Raw genomic sequence first — 19,773 nt, 5'->3', positions numbered from 1 at the left:
ATTGAGGTGTTCCGCATTGCATGGAAAAAAGTCTGCACCTGATTTTTTGTTAATGATCATCACGTTTTCGTTGTTGGCGATCGGGCTTATTATGGTGTATAGCGCTAGCGCCATTTGGGCGGATTACAAGTTTCATGATTCGTTTTTCTTTGCGAAACGCCAACTATTGTTTGCAGGGATTGGCATTGTAGCGATGTTTTTTTTCATGAACATCGACTATTGGACGTGGCGCACGTGGGCGAAAGTGTTGCTCATTGTTTGTTTTATACTTCTCGTTCTCGTCTTAATTCCAGGTATCGGCATGGTGCGCAACGGTTCGCGCAGCTGGATTGGCATTGGTGCATTTTCTATTCAGCCATCTGAATTTATGAAAATGGCGATGATCGCATTTTTAGCAAAATATTTATCTGAAAACCAAAAAAAAATCGCCTCGTTTAAACAAGGGTTACTTCCATCATTAACGCTCGTGTTTATCGCATTCGGGATGATTATGTTACAACCGGATTTAGGGACGGGAACGGTCATGGTCGGCACGTGCGTCGTCATGATTTTTGTCGCTGGCGCGCGCATGAGCCATTTCCTCGTCCTCGGTTTGCTCGGATTGGCAGGATTTGCTGGGCTTGTGTTATCCGCTCCGTATCGCATCAAGCGCATTACGTCATTTTTAAACCCATGGGAAGATCCGCTAGGTAGCGGTTTTCAAATTATTCAATCGCTTTATGCGATCGGGCCGGGCGGGCTGTTTGGGCTTGGACTCGGGCAAAGCCGCCAAAAGTTTTTTTACTTGCCTGAGCCGCAAACCGATTTTATTTTTGCCATTTTAGCAGAAGAACTCGGATTTATCGGCGGTTCGCTCGTGTTGCTTCTGTTCAGTTTATTGCTTTGGCGTGGCATTCGCATCGCCTTAGGGGCGCCGGATTTGTACGGCAGTTTTTTAGCTGTCGGCATCATTGCGATGGTTGCCATTCAAGTCATGATTAATATTGGAGTCGTGACCGGATTAATGCCGGTGACGGGCATTACATTGCCGTTTTTAAGCTATGGCGGTTCGTCATTGACGCTTATGCTCATGGCGATTGGCGTCTTGTTAAACATTAGCCGTTATGCGCGATATTAAGGCTGACTTCACGGAAGTCAGCTTCTTCTGTTACTTTCGATGAGGGGGAAAAACGATGAAAATTGTAGTGAGTGGTGGCGGAACAGGAGGTCATATTTATCCTGCGCTTGCGTTTATTCATGAAGTGAAAAAACAACATCCAAACGTCGATGTATTGTACATTGGAACGAAAAAAGGGTTAGAAAGCAAGATCGTTCCAAGAGAAAACATCCCATTTCATGCGATTGACATTAGCGGATTAAAACGTAGTCTTTCATTGGAAAACGTCAAAACGCTCGTTCGTTTTATAAAAAGTGTGCGCGCATGCAAAAAACTATTGAAACAATACAAACCGGACGTTGTGCTCGGCACAGGGGGATACGTGTGCGGACCTGTCGTGTATGCAGCAGCGAAATTAGGCATCCCGACGATCATTCATGAACAAAACAGCATTCCGGGATTGACGAATACATTTTTAAGCCGCTATGCCGATAAAGTTGCCATTTGCTTCGAAGAAACAAAGAACTATTTTCCAAACAAAAAAGTTGTATTAACAGGAAACCCGCGCGCGTCAGAAGTCGTAGGAAAAGACGGACGAGAAGCGAGACGGTCGCTCGGATTAGATGAGCAGAAAAAGACGGTACTCATTGTCGGTGGCAGTCGCGGTGCCCGTCCGATTAATGAGGCGTTTTTACAAGTGCTTCATGAAGTCGAACAAAAACCGTATCAATTTTTGTATGTTACAGGCGACGTTCATTATGATAAAGTAATAAAGGCGGTGAACGATGTCGGCAATCCGCCAAACGTCATCATTCGTCCGTTTATTCACAATATGCCGGAAGTGTTAGGTGGGGTCGATGTCATCGTTGCGCGTGCAGGTGCAACGACGCTTGCAGAAATTACAGCGCTTGGCATTCCGAGCATTTTAATTCCGAGCCCATATGTGACAAATAATCACCAAGAAAAAAATGCCCGAGCGCTTGAGAAAAAAGGGGCAGCGATCGTTCGTTTAGAAAGCGAATTGACAGGTGCGCGTTTGCTTGACGATATCGACCGCATTTTGTTAGACGAACAAACGTTGACTAACATGAAGGAAGCGGCGTTTCAATTAGGCATTCGCGATGCGGCAGAACGTTTATATCGCGTCATGGTGGAGATGATTTCATAAATTGCATACGATATAGGAAAGAGGTAGAGGAGGTAGAACATTGGAAAAACTACGTGAAGAGCTCTTGCAAGCGAACGTCGGAACAGTGAAAGAAAACGAACGTATGGCAAGTCATACGACGATCAAAATTGGCGGACCTGCTGACCTTTTTGTTGAGCCGAAAAATATAGATAGCTTAAAAAAGACGATGGAAATCGTCCGAAAATATGATGTACCTTGGCGTGCGATCGGTCGCGGTTCGAACTTACTTGTGTTAGATGAAGGCATTGCAGGTGTTGTCATTAAACTTGGTGAAGGATTAGATGATTTATACATTCATGATACAGAAGTGACAGTTGGCGGAGGATATTCGCTCATTAAACTGGCGACAGTCATTAGTAAACAAGGACTGTCCGGGCTGGAGTTTGCGGGAGGCATTCCGGGAACGGTGGGTGGAGCGGTATATATGAACGCTGGCGCTCACGGTTCAGATATGTCGCGCATCGTGAAGAAAGCACAAATTTTGTTTGAAGACGGAACGATTGAATGGTTAACAAATGAAGAGATGGAATTTTCGTATCGGACGTCCGTCCTACAAACGAAGCGAAAAGGCATTTGCGTCGCAGCCACGCTTGAAATGAAAAAAGGAAACCGTGATGAAATTGTGGCAGCGATGCAAAAAAATAAAGATTATCGCCGCGAAACACAACCGTGGAACTACCCATGTGCGGGAAGCATTTTTCGCAACCCCCTTCCAAAATACGCCGGTCAGTTGATCGAACGAGCGGGGCTAAAAGGATATACGATCGGCGGAGCAAAAATTTCTGAACAACATGCGAATTTTATCGTCAACGCCGGCGGAGCAACGGCAAAAGATGTGCTCGAGCTCATCGATTATGTGAAAAAGACGATTTATGACTTATACGGCGTATCATTGCAAACAGAAGTTGAAATTGTTGGGCGGAAGTAATACATTTTCCCCATCCTAATTTTTTCTATATTATGCTATAATAAAAATAGAGACAATGAACTAACGGTTGCTCATATGCGCCGTTAGTTTTCTTGTTATTTTGATTTGGTCCATCGACCGAGGTGGAGTGAATGGGAAAAGGAAAAGTTGTTGTTCTTGAAGAACGTGTGCCAAAATTAAAAGAGCAGCGAAGACAACGCGCGAATCGCTTACTCATTGCATATATCGCTTTATTTTTTATGCTTTTGTTAGGCGTCGTGTACGCGCAGTCGCCACTAAGCAACGTTGCCGTCATCCACGTCGAAGGAAATCATCATATCGCTTCCAAAGATATTATTCAATTAAGTGGCGTGACGAAAAAGACGAGCTTTTGGAAAGTAAAAAAAGCGGAAGTGGAACAGCGAATTAAACAACATCCCGAAGTGGAAGAAGTACATGTCAAAAAACGAATTCCGAATCGCATTGACATCGTTGTCGTTGAACGAAAGCGGATCGCTTACATTTTGGACAAGCATTCCTTTTTGCCGATTTTAGATAACGGAAAGGTGTTGACGCATGCAAAACGAGCGATTCCAAGCGATGCCCCGATTTTAGTCGGATGGAAAGAAGGAGAGGCTATTCAAGAGATGGCCACCCAATTGGCAAACACGCCAAGTTCGATTTTAAACCTCATCTCAGAAATTCATTATACCCCAAACTCATCGGACCAAAGGCATATTACTGTCTATATGAATGATGGCATAGAAGTGAGTGCTACCGTCGATCGTTTTTCGGAAAAAATTGTTCATTATCCTTCGATCGTCAGCCAATTACAGCCGGGGGCAAAAGGCGTCCTTCATTTAGAGATGAGCACATATTTCAAACCGTACGAAGCAGATGAAGGGAATGACAAAAACGATGAAAATGAACGGTAGCCATGTCATTTTGTCGTTCGTTTGTTTAGTTTTAGGCTTTATGTTGGCCTTCTCTTATCAACTGACGAAAAAAGAGACGGCTAATCGCCAACTTGAACGTCAATGGAATAAAGAATATGAGTATCGTCAACAGCTCATTGAACAGCAAGAGCAAAACCAAAAGCTACAAGCCGAATTGTTTAAAAAACAGCAACGCGTTCGTGAAATGGAAAAACAATTAGCAAGCGAGGAGCAAGTTTATTTTAACCTTGTCGAAGATGCGGAACGGTTGCGCATGTATCTTGGCAAAGTGAAAGTAAAAGGGAAAGGGGTAGAAGTGACGCTATCTGATGCTTCATACATTCCTTCCGAAGCGAACGCCACGAACTACATTGTTCACGAACAACATGTGTTTCAAGTCGTCAATGAACTATTGATTGCGGGGGCGTCTGCGGTGTCGATTAACGGACAACGATTATCGCACCAATCGTATATCGTTTGTAATGGTCCAGTCATTGAAATTGATGGGATGCAACACCCAGCCCCGTTCGTTATTCAAGCGATTGGCGATCCGAACGTACTGATCCCTGCATTAACGATCGCTGGTGGCGTCAAAGACCAACTAACGAGCGACCATATTGTTGTTGATATTGTAGAAAAATCAGAAATTACAATGGAACCGCTGATGCAAAAATAAGAGGAGGAGCGATGTTGACGCGAAAAACGACATGGCATTTTACGTTTGTGTCGCTTATTATCGGTTTCATGTTGGCGATCCAATTTCAAACGAGCCATGAACCAGATGTGCGGGACACACGTGACATATGGGAAATACGACAAGATTTAAAAAAAGAGCAAGAGTTACATAAACAACTGTTGCAGGAAATACGAAAGTATGAAGAAACGTTAGAAAAATATGAACAACAACGGTCGGAAAACAAAGGAGCGATTCTTCGCCAAACGGTAGAGGAATTAAAAAAAGAAGCGGGGCTAACGGAAGTGGTCGGGGAAGGTGTCGTGCTTTATGTCGAACAAATGTATGATGAATCGTACGTCGGTCCGGTTAGCGATACAGTGTCTGCGGAGTTGCTTCGCCGGCTCATGAACGAATTAAATATGTATGGCGCTCAATATGTATCGATTGCTGACCAACGCATCGTCAACACGACGGTCATTCGCGACATTAACGGTGTGACGAAAGTGGATTCGTACCCGCTACGCTCTTTCCCGTTTGAAATCAAAGTCATTGCGGCGGACGCAGAAAAAATGTACAACCGGCTCAAAGCTTCGACGATTGCCGATGACTTTGCCCTTGAAAATCTACTTCTCACGATTTCAGAGCCACAACAACGTGTCGTTATCCCTCCATACGATGGGACGGTGCGCGTCAAACAAATGGAAGCAGTCGAAGATGCTAGGAGGTGAACATGATGTGGCTTCCGTTGCTCGGCCTCGTCATTGGCATATTGCTCGGATTGTTGACGGATTGGCGCATTCCGAGCGAATATGCGAACTATTTATCAATCGCGGTGCTCGCAGCGTTTGATACGCTCATAGGTGGCATTCGTGCACATTTGCAAAATATTTATGACGAGCACGTATTTGTATCTGGATTTTTTTTTAATATTATTTTAGCAACAAGTTTAGCTTTTCTCGGTGTGCATCTTGGTGTAGACTTGTATTTAGCAGCTGTATTTGCGTTCGGCGTGCGCCTGTTTCAAAACATCGCTGTCATCCGCCGAATTTTGCTGACGAAATGGTTAGAAAGCCGCCAAAAAAATCGTTTATAAAAAAGGGAATGCTGTTCGGATGTGGAATATAGTGTTGATATACATAACAACGTTCATTTTGTAAAGGAGGTGCCACCAGAATGAACAGCAACGATTTTTATGTTAGTCTTGACATCGGTACGTCCAGTGTAAAAGTCATCATTGGCGAAATGATTAACGATCAGTTAAACATTATCGGTGTCGGCAATGTGAAATCGCAAGGGCTGAAAAAAGGCTCCATTATTGATATAGATGAAACGGTACAATCGATTAAACGAGCGATTGAACAAGCGGAACGGATGGTCGGCGTAACGATTAAAGGCGCCATTGTCGGAGTAAACGGCAATCATATTCAACTTCAACCGTGTCATGGGATTGTCGCTGTATCAAGCGAAAATAAAGAAATTACGAATGAAGACGTCACGCGCGTCATCGAAGCAGCCCAAGTCGTTTCCGTCCCACCAGAGCGCGAAATTATTGATGTTATTCCAAAACAGTTTATCGTTGACGGACTTGATGGAATTAACGATCCGCGCGGCATGTTAGGTGTGCGATTAGAAATGGAAGGAACGATGATTACCGCATCAAAAACGGCTTTACATAACGTGCTTCGCTGTGTTGAACGAGCGGGGTTAGAAGTGCTTGATGTATGTCTTCAACCGCTAGCGGCAGCCTCAATTGCCCTATCGAAAGATGAAAAAAACTTAGGTGTGGCACTTATTGATATCGGTGGCGGTTCAACGACGGTCGCTGTGTTTGAACAAGGATTTTTACAAGCAACGACCGTGCTTCCAATCGGTGGGGAACATATTACAAAAGATTTATCGATCGGCATGCGTACGTCGACAGAAGATGCAGAACGCATTAAACTAAAACATGGACATGCATTTTACGATCTTGCTTCTGAAGAAGAAGTATTTAGCGTTCCTATTATCGGAACTGACCAACATCAACAATTTAGCCAATTGGAAATTGCGGATATGATTGAAGCGCGTGTAGAAGAAATTTTACAAATGGCACAAGCAGAAATTCGTCGACGCGGATTTCGCGATTTGGCTGGCGGATATGTGTTAACCGGTGGAACAGTCAATATGCCGGGCGTATTAGAACTTGCCGAAGCGATTTTTGGACACACTGTTCGCGTCGCGATGCCGGATTATATTGGTGTTCGCGATCCACAATACACAAACGGTGTCGGTTTAATTCAATTCGCTTATAAAAATGCGAAGTTACAAGGAAGACACGTTCCCGTTCTTTCTTCTAGCGCGTCAAACGATTTCCAAGCGGAGAAAAAGGTGCATAAAGCGCCAGCAAAACCAAAACAGAAAGAAGAACATTTAGCACATAAAGTCAAGAAATTTTTCGGATACTTTTTTGAATGACAATTTGAATGGCTAGGAGGATTATCATGTTGGAGTTTGACACGACTGTTGATCAGTTAGCGACAATTAAAGTAATTGGTGTCGGCGGCGGCGGAAATAACGCTGTCAATCGCATGATTGAACACGGAGTACAAGGTGTTGAATTTATTGCAGTCAATACAGACGCCCAAGCGTTAAACTTATCAAAGGCACCAATTAAGCTACAAATTGGTGCGAAATTGACGCGTGGATTAGGTGCAGGAGCAAATCCAGAGGTAGGAAAAAAAGCAGCGGAAGAAAGTAAAGAGCAAATTGAAGAGGCGCTCAAAGGTGCCGATATGGTATTCGTTACAGCCGGCATGGGCGGAGGAACAGGAACGGGGGCGGCTCCAGTCATCGCTCAAATCGCGCGTGATTTAGGTGCCCTTACTGTTGGCGTCGTCACACGCCCGTTTACATTTGAAGGAAGAAAGCGTGCGATGCAAGCGGCAAGCGGTATTGCGGCGATGAAAGAAGCAGTCGATACACTCATCGTCATTCCGAACGATCGTCTGTTAGAAATTGTTGACAAAAATACGCCGATGTTAGAAGCATTCCGCGAAGCAGACAACGTGCTTCGTCAAGGGGTACAAGGCATCTCCGACTTAATTGCTGTACCGGGATTAATTAACTTAGATTTTGCTGATGTGAAAACGATTATGTCGAATAAAGGTTCAGCTCTTATGGGAATCGGTGTAGCAACAGGAGAAAACCGCGCCGCAGAAGCAGCGAAAAAAGCGATCTCTAGCCCGCTATTAGAAACGTCCATCGACGGTGCACAAGGCGTACTAATGAACATTACAGGTGGAACGAACTTAAGCTTGTACGAAGTGCAAGAAGCAGCAGATATCGTCGCATCAGCTGCCGACCAAGATGTCAATATGATTTTTGGTTCGGTCATTAACGAAAACTTAAAAGACGAAATTATCGTGACTGTCATCGCGACTGGATTTAACGAAGAAGTGAACCAAGCGAAAGCAACACGACAAGCGGTTGTCAAACCGAACGTTGGCGTCAAACGCGAGAAAAAAGAAGAGCCGATTGACTACTCGCCAACGCGCGGACAACAAGCAGAAGACCCGCTTGACATTCCAGCTTTCCTGCGCAACCGCAATCGTCGCCGTTAAAAAAACGCTCACTACGTGTGGGCGTTTTTCTTATTTTCATCATCTGACAAAATCTCTAAAGAAATGACGTCATCGTTTGACATACTTTTCTATCGAAAGTGCTATATACTAGTTTCAAGATAAGGAGGGGATGCCGCTGATTTATGCCGATCTCGTATGGTTATTAAATTTTTGTTTTGATGCGATGTTACTATGGCTCGTGGCGATTATGTTAAAGCGCCGCGTTCGGTTATGGCGGCTTATGCTTGCGGCATTATTCGGCTCATTGCTCGTCTTGCTTCTTTTCACGCCTTTTGCCTATATGATGTCTCATATCGCAACAAAACTCATCGTCTCTTTTTTCATCGTTTGGATTTGTTTTGGCTTTCATCGTTTTCGTTTTTTTATCGAAAATGTGCTCGCTTTTTATTTTGCAACGTTTATGATGGGCGGAGGGCTCATTGCATTTCACTTTTTACTACAAAGTGAAATAACAGCTTATTCATCACAATGGCTTTTGCATTCCACTTCGATTAGCTGGTTGTTTGTCGTTATGATGTTTCCGATTTTATGGTTATTATCTAAGATGCAAATGGGAGCGATTCGGGAGAAAAAATTACGCTTTGAACATGTCATTGACGTACGTGTGACATGTTTTGGACAAACGGTATGTTTAAAAGGATTAGTTGATAGCGGAAACCAGTTGCGCGACCCGTTAACAAACACACCGGTCATGATTGTGGAATTGCAACCGTTCGCACATATATTTCCTCCAACCGTTCTACAAATGATTCACAACCGGACGTACACAGATGACATCCCGAGCGAATGGGTTAGTCGTATACGTTTCGTTCCATATCGAGCCGTTGGTGTCGAGCAACAGCTATTAATTGCAATGAAACTAGACGACGTGCAATGGTCGGACGGAAAACAATGGACATCTGTTACAAAAGTGCTTGTTGGTTTTCACCCGTCGTCGCTTTCCGCTGACGGAGAGTACAATTGCATCGTCCATCCGCATATGGTCATGTCGCAAGCGTCGTAATTATTATTATCATACGGCCGATCGTGCCGAAATAGAAGGGGGATTTTATGAAGTTATTCAAATTGCGCCTCACGTATTTATGGTACAAACTACTAAAAAAATTAGGGCTCAAAGCGGACGAAATTTATTACATCGGTGGAAGCGAAGCGTTGCCACCTCCGCTCACCAAAGAGGAAGAAGAAATGCTCTTAAAAAAACTTCCTTCCGGAGATGAAACGGCGCGTTCACTACTTATCGAACGAAATCTTCGCCTCGTCGTTTACATTGCTCGAAAATTTGAAAATACCGGCATTAACATTGAAGATTTAATTAGCATTGGTACGATCGGATTAATTAAAGCGGTCAATACGTTCAATCCGGAAAAAAAAATTAAGCTCGCTACATATGCGTCGCGCTGTATTGAAAATGAAATTTTAATGTATTTACGGCGCAACAATAAAGTGCGCTCGGAAGTATCGTTTGATGAACCGTTAAACATTGACTGGGACGGTAACGAACTGTTGTTGTCGGACGTATTAGGCACAGAAGATGACGTCATTACGAAAGATTTAGAGGCAAACATTGACCGGAACTTACTATTTCGTGCCCTTGACCAATTGAGTGACAGAGAGAAACAAATTATGGAACTTCGCTTCGGACTAAGTGGTGGAGAAGAAAAAACACAAAAAGATGTTGCGGATTTATTAGGCATTTCCCAATCGTACATTTCCCGTCTAGAAAAGCGAATTATTAAACGATTGCGAAAAGAATTTAACAAAATGATGTAATGCATATTTTTCCCTTCGAAGGAGATACTGAAAGCTGACAGCATCTCCTGTAAGGAGGGAAAGACATGGCAAGAAACAAAGTTGAAATTTGCGGCGTTGATACATCGAAACTTCCCGTACTAAAAAACGAAGAAATGCGTGAATTATTTCGGCAAATGCAAGCCGGTGACATATCCGCACGCGAAAAATTAATCAACGGGAATTTACGGCTCGTATTAAGCGTCATCCAACGATTTAACAATCGTGGTGAATATGTCGACGATTTGTTTCAAGTCGGCTGTATTGGACTTATGAAATCGATTGATAACTTTGATTTAAGTCAAAACGTGAAATTTTCCACGTATGCCGTACCGATGATTATTGGTGAAATTCGCCGATATTTACGTGACAATAACCCGATTCGCGTGTCCCGTTCGCTGCGCGACATTGCATACAAAGCGTTACAAGTGCGCGAAAAAATGATGAGTGAAACAGCAAAAGAACCGACAGCGGAAGAAATTGCGAAAATTTTAGATGTCCCGCACGAAGAAATTGTATTTGCATTAGATGCCATCCAAGATCCTGTTTCGCTATTTGAACCGATTTACAACGATGGCGGCGATCCGATTTATGTGATGGATCAGCTGAGCGATGAGAAAAACCGCGATACAAATTGGATTGAAGAAATCGCGCTCAAAGAAGGGCTTCGCCGATTAAATGAACGTGAAAAAATGATTATTCGCAAACGATTTTTTCAAGGAAAAACACAAATGGAAGTTGCCGAAGAAATCGGCATCTCACAAGCACAAGTATCTCGTTTAGAAAAAGCCGCCATTAAACAAATGAATAAAAATATTCAGTGGTAATTTACGCCTCCACCGACGTAAACAGGTGGGGGCTTTTCTATGTGCTTCATATGACTACAACGAACAGCTTATGCATACATATAGGAGATAGAACGAAGAAAAGGAGCGGGGGAACATGGTGAAAATTTCTGAACTACAACAAAAAGACGTCGTCAATGTTGCCAACGGCAAACGTCTCGGAAATATTGGAGATATTGATATTAATTTAACGACCGGTCAAATTGAAGCTATCATTATTATCGGTACGGGAAAAGTGCTCGGCTTATTCGGACGGACGGATGAAATCATCATTCCGTGGCGCGATATTGTCAAAGTCGGTGCTGATGTCATTCTCGTTCGATTAGATGGCGATGAATAGTTCAGGTTTTCGGCAAGCTGTGATAAAATAGGAAAAAAAGTGATAAAATTGTACAAAGGATGTCGAATGATGAATGATATATTTCGCCAAGCGCATGAGTCATTGCTTATGTTTGATGACTGGGAAAACGTCATTGTTGCGTTTACAACAAAACGAGGTGGAGTAAGCACCGGACCGTTTGCAACGTTAAACGTTGGCATGCACGTCAACGATCATCGACATGCGGTGTGTGAAAATCGGAAAAAAGTAGCCGAGCAGTTGAACGTTTCGCTTGATCGCTGGGTATGTGCCGATCAAGTGCATGGTGTACACATCGAAAAAGTGACGAGCGAACATGCGGGCAAAGGGGTGCGCACGTATGATACCGCTGTGCCGCATACAGACGGGCTGTACACGAGCGAGCAACAGCTCATGTTAGCGCTTTGTTTTGCCGATTGTGTTCCACTTTACTTTTTTGCCCCAAGTAAAAAGCTCATTGGACTTGCACATGCCGGATGGAAAGGAACGGTGCATAACATCGCTGGTGAAATGGTGAAGCGGTGGAGTGAAGAAGGAGTAAATGTGCGTGATATGTATGTCGTCATTGGACCGTCGATTGGTCGCTGTTGTTATATCGTCGATGATCGCGTCATCACATTCGTTCAAAAGGCGCTAGTCAACTCGTCTCAATCTCTTTATAATGAAACAAGTAAGGGACAGTATGCGCTCGATTTAAAAGAAATGAATAAACAGCTTTTGCAGCAAGCAGGTGTTCCGAGCGAACACATCGCTATTTCATCGTATTGCACAAGCTGTGAGCAGTCATTATTTTTCTCTCACCGCCGCGACGGTGGCAAAACAGGAAGAATGATGGCGCTTATTGGCTGGAGGTGATGACATGTCTGTGAAACAACGGTTACAAACGATTCAACAACATATTGCTGAAGCGTGTGAAAAGACAGGACGCAACGCCGCAGACGTTCAAATCGTGGCAGTGACAAAATACGTAAGCATCGCACGCGCAAACGAAGCGGTGGAAGCAGGCATCGTTCATTTAGGTGAAAGTCGTGCCGACGGTTTTTTACAGAAATATGAAGCAATCGGAAAAGAAGCGACGTGGCATTTTATCGGTACGTTGCAATCAAGAAAAGTAAAACAAATCATCGATTACGTCGACTACATTCATTCGCTTGATCGTCTTTCGTTAGCGGAAGAAATCGACAAACGAGCGAATCGAACAATGAAATGTTTTGTGCAAGTGAACGTATCAGGAGAGACGTCTAAACACGGATTAGCGCCAGAAGACGTATTGCCGTTTATTGAAACATTATCCGCTTTTTCGCGTATTCAAGTTGTTGGATTGATGACGATGGCACCATATACGGATGATGAGGAGACGATTCGTCGTTGTTTTCGAACGCTACGTGAGTTAAAAGAGCGCGTGGAAGAAAAACAATTTCCGCACGCTCCATGTACACAACTGTCGATGGGAATGTCAAACGATTATATCATTGCCGTTGAAGAAGGAGCTACGTTTCTTCGACTCGGCACATGTCTTGTCGGTGAAGAGGAGGTGGAATGATGGGATTTGTGAAAAAAATTCGCGATTTTTTTGATTTAGATGAAGAAAAATGGGAAGAGGATGAATACGAGCAAGAAGAAGTTGCCCAACAACCAAAAGCCGAACAAAAGCAAAATGTCGTCAGTTTACAAAGCGTACAAAAATCGTCCAAGCTCGTTTTATTTGAGCCGCGCGCTTACGCGGAAGTACAAGAAATTGCCGACCATTTAAAAAATCGGCGTGCCGTCGTTGTTAATGTCCATCGTGTCGACCGCGATCAAGCGCGACGCATCGTTGACTTTTTAAGCGGAACGGTATATGCGATTGGCGGAGACATTCAACAAGTCGGCTCTACTATTTTTTTATGCACGCCGGATAACGTTGATGTGAGCGGCTCAATTTCGATTGTCTCTGATGATGAACCGACAATAAAGAGGTGGTAAATGTGTATCAAATAGCAAACTTTGTCGCAACAGTCATTGAAGTATATTCATATGCGATTATTATTTACATTTTAATGTCTTGGTTTCCAAATGCGCGCGAAACGAAAGTGGGGCAATTTTTCGCTAACATTTGTGAGCCGTATTTAGAGCCGTTTCGTCGCTTCATTCCACCGATTGGCATGATCGACATTTCTCCGATCGTCGCCTTGCTTGTGTTACGCTTTGCGACGGCAGGCGTTTACGGATTAGTCGATATGGTAAGTCGAGGATTGTAATGGATATTTATCAACATTTTCGAAAAGAAGAGCATCATTTTATCGATCTCGTGTGCGAATGGAAACGGCTTGTGACGGAACAATATGCTCCGAAACTCACGGACTTTTTAACTCCGCGCGAACAACAAATCGCCCGCTCGATTGTCGGCAACAACGACGAGGTGCACGTTGCTTTTTTTGGCGGTTCATCATCTGTTGAGCGAAAGCGTGCGCTATTATATCCGCCGTACATGCAACCGAATGAAGATGATTTTCAACTATCGTTGTTTTCCGTTCGCTACCCGAAAAAGTTTGTGACGCTCGGGCATCGTGACGTGCTCGGTGCCCTTTTGTCACTCGGTGTGAAGCGTGAAAAGTTTGGCGACATCGTCATCGTTGACGATGTCATTCAATTTGTCGTCGCCAAAGAAATTGCACCGTTTGTAAAAATGAACGTAACTTCGATTGGAAAAGCAAAAGTATCGTTAGAAGAACAACCGCTTTCGCAACTTCTTGTTGTGAAAGAGGAATGGGAGGAAGAGACGTTTACTGTTTCTTCTTTGAGACTTGATGCCATTTTAGCGCAATGTTTCCGAATATCACGACAAAAAGCGCAAGCGCTCATTACCCAAAACTATGCAAAAGTAAATTGGAAAACGGTCGACCAAGCTCATATGGAGTGTCAAGAAGGGGATTTGCTTTCGTTGCGCGGGTATGGACGCTGCCGACTGCAAGCGATTGTTGGGCAAACAAAAAAAGAAAAATGGCGCATCGTTGTCGAAAAAGCAAAATAAAAGCAGGATTTTCGCAAAACATGTCGAAACATACGGTACGTACATAAGATGGAGGTGGGCTGCATGCCGTTAACGCCGTTAGATATTCATAATAAGGAATTTAGCCGAGGCTTTCGCGGATATGATGAAGATGAAGTAAATGAGTTTTTAGACCAAGTCATTAAAGATTACGAAATGATCTTGCGTGAAAAAAAACAGCTTGAAGAAAAAGTGAAAGAGCTGACAGAACGACTCAACTACTTTACAAATATTGAAGAAACGTTAAATAAATCGATTTTAATCGCCCAGGAAACAGCAGAAGAAGTGAAGCGAAACGCGCAAAAAGAAGCGAAGCTCATCATTAAAGAGGCGGAGAAAAACGCAGATCGCATCATTAGTGAAGCGCTCGCTAAAACGCGGAAAATCGCGATGGAAGTGGAAGAATTAAAACGTCAAGCGAAAGTGTTTCGCAATCGTTTTAAAATGTTAATTGAAGCACAGCTCGATATGTTAAACAACGGCGATTGGGATCATTTATTAGATTACAAACTTGATGATGAAGCGGTGCAAGAAATAACCGAGTCTTGACGGATGACATTGTTATTGCCTATAATATCGATTACAGTTATATCGCAAAAACGATGAAGGGGACAGTAGTTCTTTCATCAGCTTATTACAGCGAGCCGAGGGCGGTGGAAGCTCGGCATAAGCGAAAGAATGAACATCACCCCAGAGTTCCGTGCTGAACGAGTAGTAGGACACGGCGCGTCATTCCCGTTACGAATGTTGAGTGGACTATGTTTACATAGTCAATAAGGGTGGTACCGCGAGACCTTCTCGTCCCTTTTGGGCATGAGAAGGTTTTTTTATTTACATAAAAAGGAGGTAAACAAATGGACTACAAAGATACGTTACTTATGCCAAAGACCGATTTTCCGATGCGTGGCAATCTTCCGCAACGGGAACCACAAATGCAAGCGAAATGGGAAGAGATGGACATTTATCGTAAAGTGCAAGAGCGCACGAAAGATCGTCCGCTGTTTGTGTTACATGACGGACCTCCGTATGCGAATGGCGACATTCATATGGGTCATGCGCTTAATAAAATTTTAAAAGACTTTATCGTGCGCTATAAATCAATGAGCGGTTATTGTGCACCATACGTGCCGGGATGGGATACGCACGGTTTACCAATTGAAACGGCGCTCACGAAAAATAAAGGCGTCAATCGAAAAGAAATGAGCGTTGCCGAATTTCGTAAGCTATGTGAACAATATGCGTACGAGCAAATTGACCGCCAGCGCGAGCAATTTAAACGGCTCGGCGTGCGCGGCGATTGGGACAATCCTTACATTACGTTAACGCCAGAATACGAGGCACAACAAATTAAAGTATTTGGCGAAATGGCGAAAAAAGGATTAATTTATAAAGGATTAAAACCTGTCTACTGGTCTCCATCGAGCGAATCGGCGCTTGCTGAAGCTGAAATTGAATATAAAGATAAACGCTCGCCATCGATTTACGTTGCATTCCCTGTCAAAGACGGAAAAGGGGTGCTTGAAGGCGATGAAAAAATCGTCATTTGGACGACAACCCCATGGACGATTCCAGCGAACTTAGGCATCGCTGTTCATCCACAGTTGCAATATAGCGTTGTTGAGGCAGACGGTGGCAAATATGTCGTTGCATCAGAGTTGTTACAGTCTGTACAAAAAGAAATTGGCTGGGAACATGTCACGGTATTAAAAACAGTCAAAGGAAGCGAACTCGAATACGTCGTGGCGAAACATCCGTTTTACGACCGTGATTCGCTCGTCATTTGTGGCGAACACGTCACAACAGACGCCGGAACCGGTTGCGTTCATACGGCGCCAGGACACGGGGAAGACGACTTTATCGTCGGTCAAAAATACGGCCTTGGCGTTCTTTGCCCTGTCGATGAGCGCGGCTATATGACGGAAGAAGCGCCAGGGTTTGCCGGCATGTTTTACGATGACGCAAACAAAGCGATTACAGAAAAGCTACAAGAAGTAGGTGCTTTATTAAAACTATCGTTTATTACGCACTCATATCCGCACGACTGGCGGACGAAGCAACCAACGATTTTCCGTGCGACAGCTCAATGGTTTGCGTCCATTGATAAAATTCGCGATCAATTGTTACAAGCGGTCGAAGAAACAAAATGGGTGCCAGCATGGGGTGAAATTCGCATCCATAACATGATTCGCGATCGCGGCGACTGGTGCATTTCGCGCCAACGCGCATGGGGCGTACCAATCCCGGTCTTTTATGCGGAAAACGGCGAGCCAATTATTACAGATGAAACGATTGAACATGTTTCCAACTTGTTCCGCCAATACGGTTCAAACGTTTGGTTTGAACGTGAGGCGAAAGAGTTACTTCCAGAAGGATTTACACATCCAGGTAGCCCGAACGGACGGTTTACGAAAGAAACGGACATTATGGACGTATGGTTCGACTCTGGTTCCTCTCATCAAGCGGTATTGGAAGAACGTGACGATTTACAACGTCCAGCCGATCTTTATTTAGAAGGGTCCGACCAATATCGCGGTTGGTTTAACTCATCGCTTTCCACAGCGGTTGCGGTGACTGGAAAAGCGCCGTATAAAGGCGTATTAAGCCACGGATTCGTGTTAGATGGCGAAGGACGAAAAATGAGCAAATCGCTCGGTAACGTCGTCGTGCCTGCGAAAGTAATGGAACAACTCGGCGCCGACATTTTGCGTCTTTGGGTTGCTTCTGTCGACTATCAAGCAGACGTGCGCATTTCTGACAACATTTTAAAACAAGTCGCAGAAGTGTATCGCAAAATTCGCAACACGTTCCGCTTTATGCTCGGTAACTTATTCGATTTCAATCCTGCGGAACATACGGTCGCGATCGATCAATTGCGCGAAGTCGACCGCTATATGCTCATTAAACTGAATCGTTTAATTGAAAAAGTAAAACAAGCGTATGAAACGTATGAATTTGCGACGATTTACCATGAAGTAAATAACTTCTGTACTGTTGATTTAAGCGCATTTTATTTCGACTTCTCCAAAGACGTATTGTACATCGAAGCGGCAAACAATCATGAACGTCGCTCGATTCAAACGGTGTTGTATGAAACGCTTGTTGCGTTAACAAAACTTGTTGCGCCGATTTTACCGCATACAGCAGATGAAGTATGGGCGTACATTCCGCACGTCCAAGAAGAAAGCGTGCAGCTTGTCGATATGCCGGAAGCAGTGCATATTGATGATGCAGATCGCATCGTTAAAAAATGGGATGCGTTTATGGAATTGCGCGATGAAGTATTAAAAGCGCTAGAAGTGGCGCGCAATGAAAAACTGATCGGTAAGTCGCTTACAGCACATGTCATTTTATATCCGACCGATGAAACGAAGGCGCTCATCGATTCGATTGAAGAAGATATGAAACAGCTATTAATCGTTTCAGCGTTTTCAATTGGCGGCGCATTTACAGAAGCACCGAGCGAGGCGCAAACATTCACTAAAACAGCGATTGTCGTTAAACAAGCAGAAGGAAAAACGTGCGCGCGCTGCTGGGTTGTTACACCAACAGTAGGAGAAGATGCAGACCACCCAGAGCTATGTCCGCGTTGTGCGACAATTGTCAAGCAATAACACATATCCCCCCTAGCTTTCAAGGGGGGATTGTTTATGATAAAATGAAAAAGAATTTTGCTTTGGAGGGGTATGATGTTATATTATTTGCTTGCTTTTGTCGTCATTGTCATCGACCAATGGACGAAATGGCTCGTCGTTCGCTATATGGAATTAGGGGAAAGCATTCCAATTATTGAAAACGTCTTATACATGACGTCGCACCGCAATCGTGGAGCGGCATGGGGGATGTTGCAAGGACAGTTTTGGCTGTTTTATGTCATTACTCTCGTCGTTGTTGTCGGCATCGTCATATACATTCAACGGTTGCAGCCGACGCAGCGACTATTTGGTATCGCCCTTGGACTTATGCTTGGGGGCGCGCTCGGCAACTTTATTGATCGCGTGTTTCGAAAAGAAGTCGTCGACTTTGTGCATACGTATATTTTCAATTATAGCTTTCCGATTTTTAACGTCGCCGATGCAGCATTAACGATTGGTGTTGCGCTCATGTTTATTTATACATGGATCGAAGAAAAACAACGAAAGGGAATGAGCGATGGAGCAAATTCAACTCACGATTGAAGAACAACATGATGGGGAACGCATTGACAAAGTCATTGCCGAATTAAATGAACAATGGTCGCGTTCTCAAGTACAACAATGGTTAAAAGAAGGGCATGTGCTTGTCAATGGCAAAGCGGTGAAACCGAACTACAAATGCCATATCGATGATGAAGTGATCATTTCCATTCCTGATCCGGAGCCGTTAGATGTGGAACCAGAGCCAATTCCGCTCGACATTTATTACGAAGATGCGGACGTGCTCGTTGTCAATAAGCCGCGCGGCATGGTCGTTCATCCAGCGCCGGGACATATGCACGGGACGCTTGTCAACGCCTTGCTTGCTCATTGTCAAGACCTTTCGGGCATTAACGGTGTATTGCGACCGGGCATTGTTCATCGCATCGATAAAGATACGTCTGGTTTATTAATGGTCGCAAAAAACGATTTGGCGCACGAATCGCTCGTCAATCAACTTGTAAACAAAACGGTGACGCGCAAATACGTCGCGATTGTTCACGGCGTCATTCCGCACGATTACGGGACAATTGACGCACCGATCGGGCGCGACCCACGCGATCGTCAAAGCATGGCCGTTGTTGAAAATGGAAAAGAAGCGGTGACGCATTTTCGCGTCCTCGAACGATTTGAACATTATACGTTTGTGGAGTGTCAACTCGAAACTGGGCGAACGCATCAAATTCGCGTCCATATGAAATATATCGGCTATCCGCTGGCGGGTGATCCGAAATACGGTCCGCGCAAAACGTTACCGATTGACGGGCAAGCGCTTCATGCCGGTGTATTAGGGTTTCATCACCCGCGCACAGGCGAATATTTGCAGTTTGAAGCTCCGATTCCTCATGAATTTGAACGATTGCTCGACATGTTGCGAAATAATCGTTGACAAATGAAACAAGGAAACGTAAAATGAATTCAAGTGAGCAAAGACCTTTAAGTTCAGTCCCGTGAGGCTGAGAAGGTGTCGGATCTAGGTGACGTATGCCTACATGTACCCTCTCGCCAAACGGTGAGAGGGGTTTTTTGTAAAAGACAAGAAAGTATAAAATTTCAGATTTAGGGAGCTGTCTAGCTCCAAGCGCCATCGGCTCGAGTCGCTCCGCCCCACACTGCGGCGACAGCCTCCTCGGTGGGGCTTGTGCGCTCTTCGCGG

The 19,773-nt window shown here is 44.2% G+C and carries 22 protein-coding genes and 1 other annotated feature; all 22 genes read left to right on the top strand.

Annotation, left to right across the window (positions count from 1 at the left end):
- Nucleotides 1-16 precede the first annotated feature (16 nt).
- The 22 genes from spoVE to HNR43_RS04505 all read left to right on the top strand — a co-directional run bounded on the left by spoVE (nt 17) and on the right by HNR43_RS04505 (nt 19,506).
- Entirely contained in the window at nt 17-1,117 is a 1,101-nt protein-coding gene (spoVE, locus tag HNR43_RS04610) for a stage V sporulation protein E (protein ID WP_183241699.1), read from the top strand.
- A 55-nt stretch (nt 1,118-1,172) separates the two neighbouring features.
- A complete protein-coding gene (gene murG / locus HNR43_RS04605; RefSeq protein ID WP_183241697.1) occupies nt 1,173-2,264 on the top strand; it encodes an undecaprenyldiphospho-muramoylpentapeptide beta-N-acetylglucosaminyltransferase in 1,092 nt (363 codons plus the stop codon).
- A gap of 40 nt (nt 2,265-2,304) precedes the next feature.
- Entirely contained in the window at nt 2,305-3,213 is a 909-nt protein-coding gene (gene murB / locus HNR43_RS04600; RefSeq protein ID WP_183241695.1) for a UDP-N-acetylmuramate dehydrogenase, read from the top strand.
- Nucleotides 3,214-3,344: 131 nt separating this feature from the next.
- The gene (locus HNR43_RS04595) at nt 3,345-4,127 is read left to right on the top strand and encodes a cell division protein FtsQ/DivIB (RefSeq protein ID WP_183241693.1); all 783 of its coding nucleotides are present in this window, start codon (nt 3,345-3,347) and stop codon (nt 4,125-4,127) included.
- On the top strand, nt 4,090-4,803 hold the full coding sequence (locus tag HNR43_RS04590) for a DUF881 domain-containing protein (protein WP_183241691.1): 714 nt from the start codon (nt 4,090-4,092) through the stop codon (nt 4,801-4,803). Before HNR43_RS04595 ends, HNR43_RS04590 begins: the two co-directional genes overlap by 38 nt.
- An 11-nt stretch (nt 4,804-4,814) precedes the next feature.
- The gene (locus HNR43_RS04585) at nt 4,815-5,531 is read left to right on the top strand and encodes a DUF881 domain-containing protein (RefSeq protein ID WP_183241689.1); all 717 of its coding nucleotides are present in this window, start codon (nt 4,815-4,817) and stop codon (nt 5,529-5,531) included.
- A 5-nt stretch (nt 5,532-5,536) separates the two neighbouring features.
- On the top strand, nt 5,537-5,896 hold the full coding sequence (locus HNR43_RS04580; protein WP_006321460.1) for a small basic family protein: 360 nt from the start codon (nt 5,537-5,539) through the stop codon (nt 5,894-5,896).
- Nucleotides 5,897-5,976: 80 nt separating this feature from the next.
- A complete protein-coding gene (gene ftsA, locus HNR43_RS04575; RefSeq protein WP_183241687.1) occupies nt 5,977-7,257 on the top strand; it encodes a cell division protein FtsA in 1,281 nt (426 codons plus the stop codon).
- Between the two features lie 26 nt (nt 7,258-7,283).
- The gene (gene ftsZ, locus HNR43_RS04570; protein WP_183241685.1) at nt 7,284-8,402 is read left to right on the top strand and encodes a cell division protein FtsZ; all 1,119 of its coding nucleotides are present in this window, start codon (nt 7,284-7,286) and stop codon (nt 8,400-8,402) included.
- Between the two features lie 130 nt (nt 8,403-8,532).
- Nucleotides 8,533-9,426 (top strand): sigma-E processing peptidase SpoIIGA, encoded by an 894-nt coding sequence (spoIIGA, locus tag HNR43_RS04565; protein WP_183241683.1) that lies wholly within the window; start codon nt 8,533-8,535, stop codon nt 9,424-9,426.
- Nucleotides 9,427-9,473: 47 nt separating this feature from the next.
- Entirely contained in the window at nt 9,474-10,193 is a 720-nt protein-coding gene (gene sigE, locus HNR43_RS04560) for an RNA polymerase sporulation sigma factor SigE (protein ID WP_129000088.1), read from the top strand.
- A 65-nt stretch (nt 10,194-10,258) separates the two neighbouring features.
- Nucleotides 10,259-11,038, top strand: coding sequence for an RNA polymerase sporulation sigma factor SigG (sigG, locus tag HNR43_RS04555; protein ID WP_006321470.1), 780 nt, complete (start codon nt 10,259-10,261; stop codon nt 11,036-11,038).
- Between the two features lie 115 nt (nt 11,039-11,153).
- On the top strand, nt 11,154-11,396 hold the full coding sequence (locus HNR43_RS04550; RefSeq protein ID WP_183241681.1) for a YlmC/YmxH family sporulation protein: 243 nt from the start codon (nt 11,154-11,156) through the stop codon (nt 11,394-11,396).
- 69 nt (nt 11,397-11,465) lie between these two features.
- On the top strand, nt 11,466-12,269 hold the full coding sequence (gene pgeF, locus HNR43_RS04545; protein ID WP_183241679.1) for a peptidoglycan editing factor PgeF: 804 nt from the start codon (nt 11,466-11,468) through the stop codon (nt 12,267-12,269).
- 4 nt (nt 12,270-12,273) lie between these two features.
- Nucleotides 12,274-12,957, top strand: a complete 684-nt coding sequence (locus tag HNR43_RS04540; RefSeq protein ID WP_183241676.1) for a YggS family pyridoxal phosphate-dependent enzyme — start codon at nt 12,274-12,276, stop codon at nt 12,955-12,957.
- The gene (locus HNR43_RS04535) at nt 12,957-13,379 is read left to right on the top strand and encodes a cell division protein SepF (RefSeq protein WP_035046585.1); all 423 of its coding nucleotides are present in this window, start codon (nt 12,957-12,959) and stop codon (nt 13,377-13,379) included. The genes HNR43_RS04540 and HNR43_RS04535 overlap by 1 nt, the downstream gene beginning before the upstream one ends.
- 2 nt (nt 13,380-13,381) lie before the next feature.
- Nucleotides 13,382-13,654 carry a YggT family protein gene (locus HNR43_RS04530; RefSeq protein ID WP_032101525.1) on the top strand — a complete coding sequence of 91 codons (273 nt, stop codon included), beginning with the start codon at nt 13,382-13,384 and terminating at the stop codon, nt 13,652-13,654.
- Nucleotides 13,654-14,427, top strand: coding sequence for a YlmH family RNA-binding protein (locus HNR43_RS04525; RefSeq protein ID WP_183241674.1), 774 nt, complete (start codon nt 13,654-13,656; stop codon nt 14,425-14,427). Before HNR43_RS04530 ends, HNR43_RS04525 begins: the two co-directional genes overlap by 1 nt.
- A 63-nt stretch (nt 14,428-14,490) precedes the next feature.
- Nucleotides 14,491-14,994, top strand: coding sequence for a DivIVA domain-containing protein (locus tag HNR43_RS04520; RefSeq protein ID WP_032101523.1), 504 nt, complete (start codon nt 14,491-14,493; stop codon nt 14,992-14,994).
- 44 nt (nt 14,995-15,038) lie between these two features.
- Nucleotides 15,039-15,254 (top strand) — a binding site (T-box leader).
- Between the two features lie 45 nt (nt 15,255-15,299).
- A complete protein-coding gene (gene ileS / locus HNR43_RS04515; RefSeq protein WP_183241673.1) occupies nt 15,300-18,056 on the top strand; it encodes an isoleucine--tRNA ligase in 2,757 nt (918 codons plus the stop codon).
- A 75-nt stretch (nt 18,057-18,131) separates the two neighbouring features.
- Nucleotides 18,132-18,620: a signal peptidase II gene (lspA, locus tag HNR43_RS04510; RefSeq protein WP_183241672.1), complete on the top strand. Its 489-nt coding sequence runs from the start codon at nt 18,132-18,134 to the stop codon at nt 18,618-18,620.
- Nucleotides 18,595-19,506 carry an RluA family pseudouridine synthase gene (locus HNR43_RS04505; protein WP_183241671.1) on the top strand — a complete coding sequence of 304 codons (912 nt, stop codon included), beginning with the start codon at nt 18,595-18,597 and terminating at the stop codon, nt 19,504-19,506. Before lspA ends, HNR43_RS04505 begins: the two co-directional genes overlap by 26 nt.
- Nucleotides 19,507-19,773: the final 267 nt, after the last annotated feature.

It is taken from the genome of Anoxybacillus mongoliensis (assembly GCF_014201515.1).
Lineage (GTDB): Bacteria > Bacillota > Bacilli > Bacillales > Anoxybacillaceae > Anoxybacillus > Anoxybacillus mongoliensis.
Note: the sequence above shows the minus strand (reverse complement) of the source record. Positions and strands in the feature narration are given on the sequence as shown.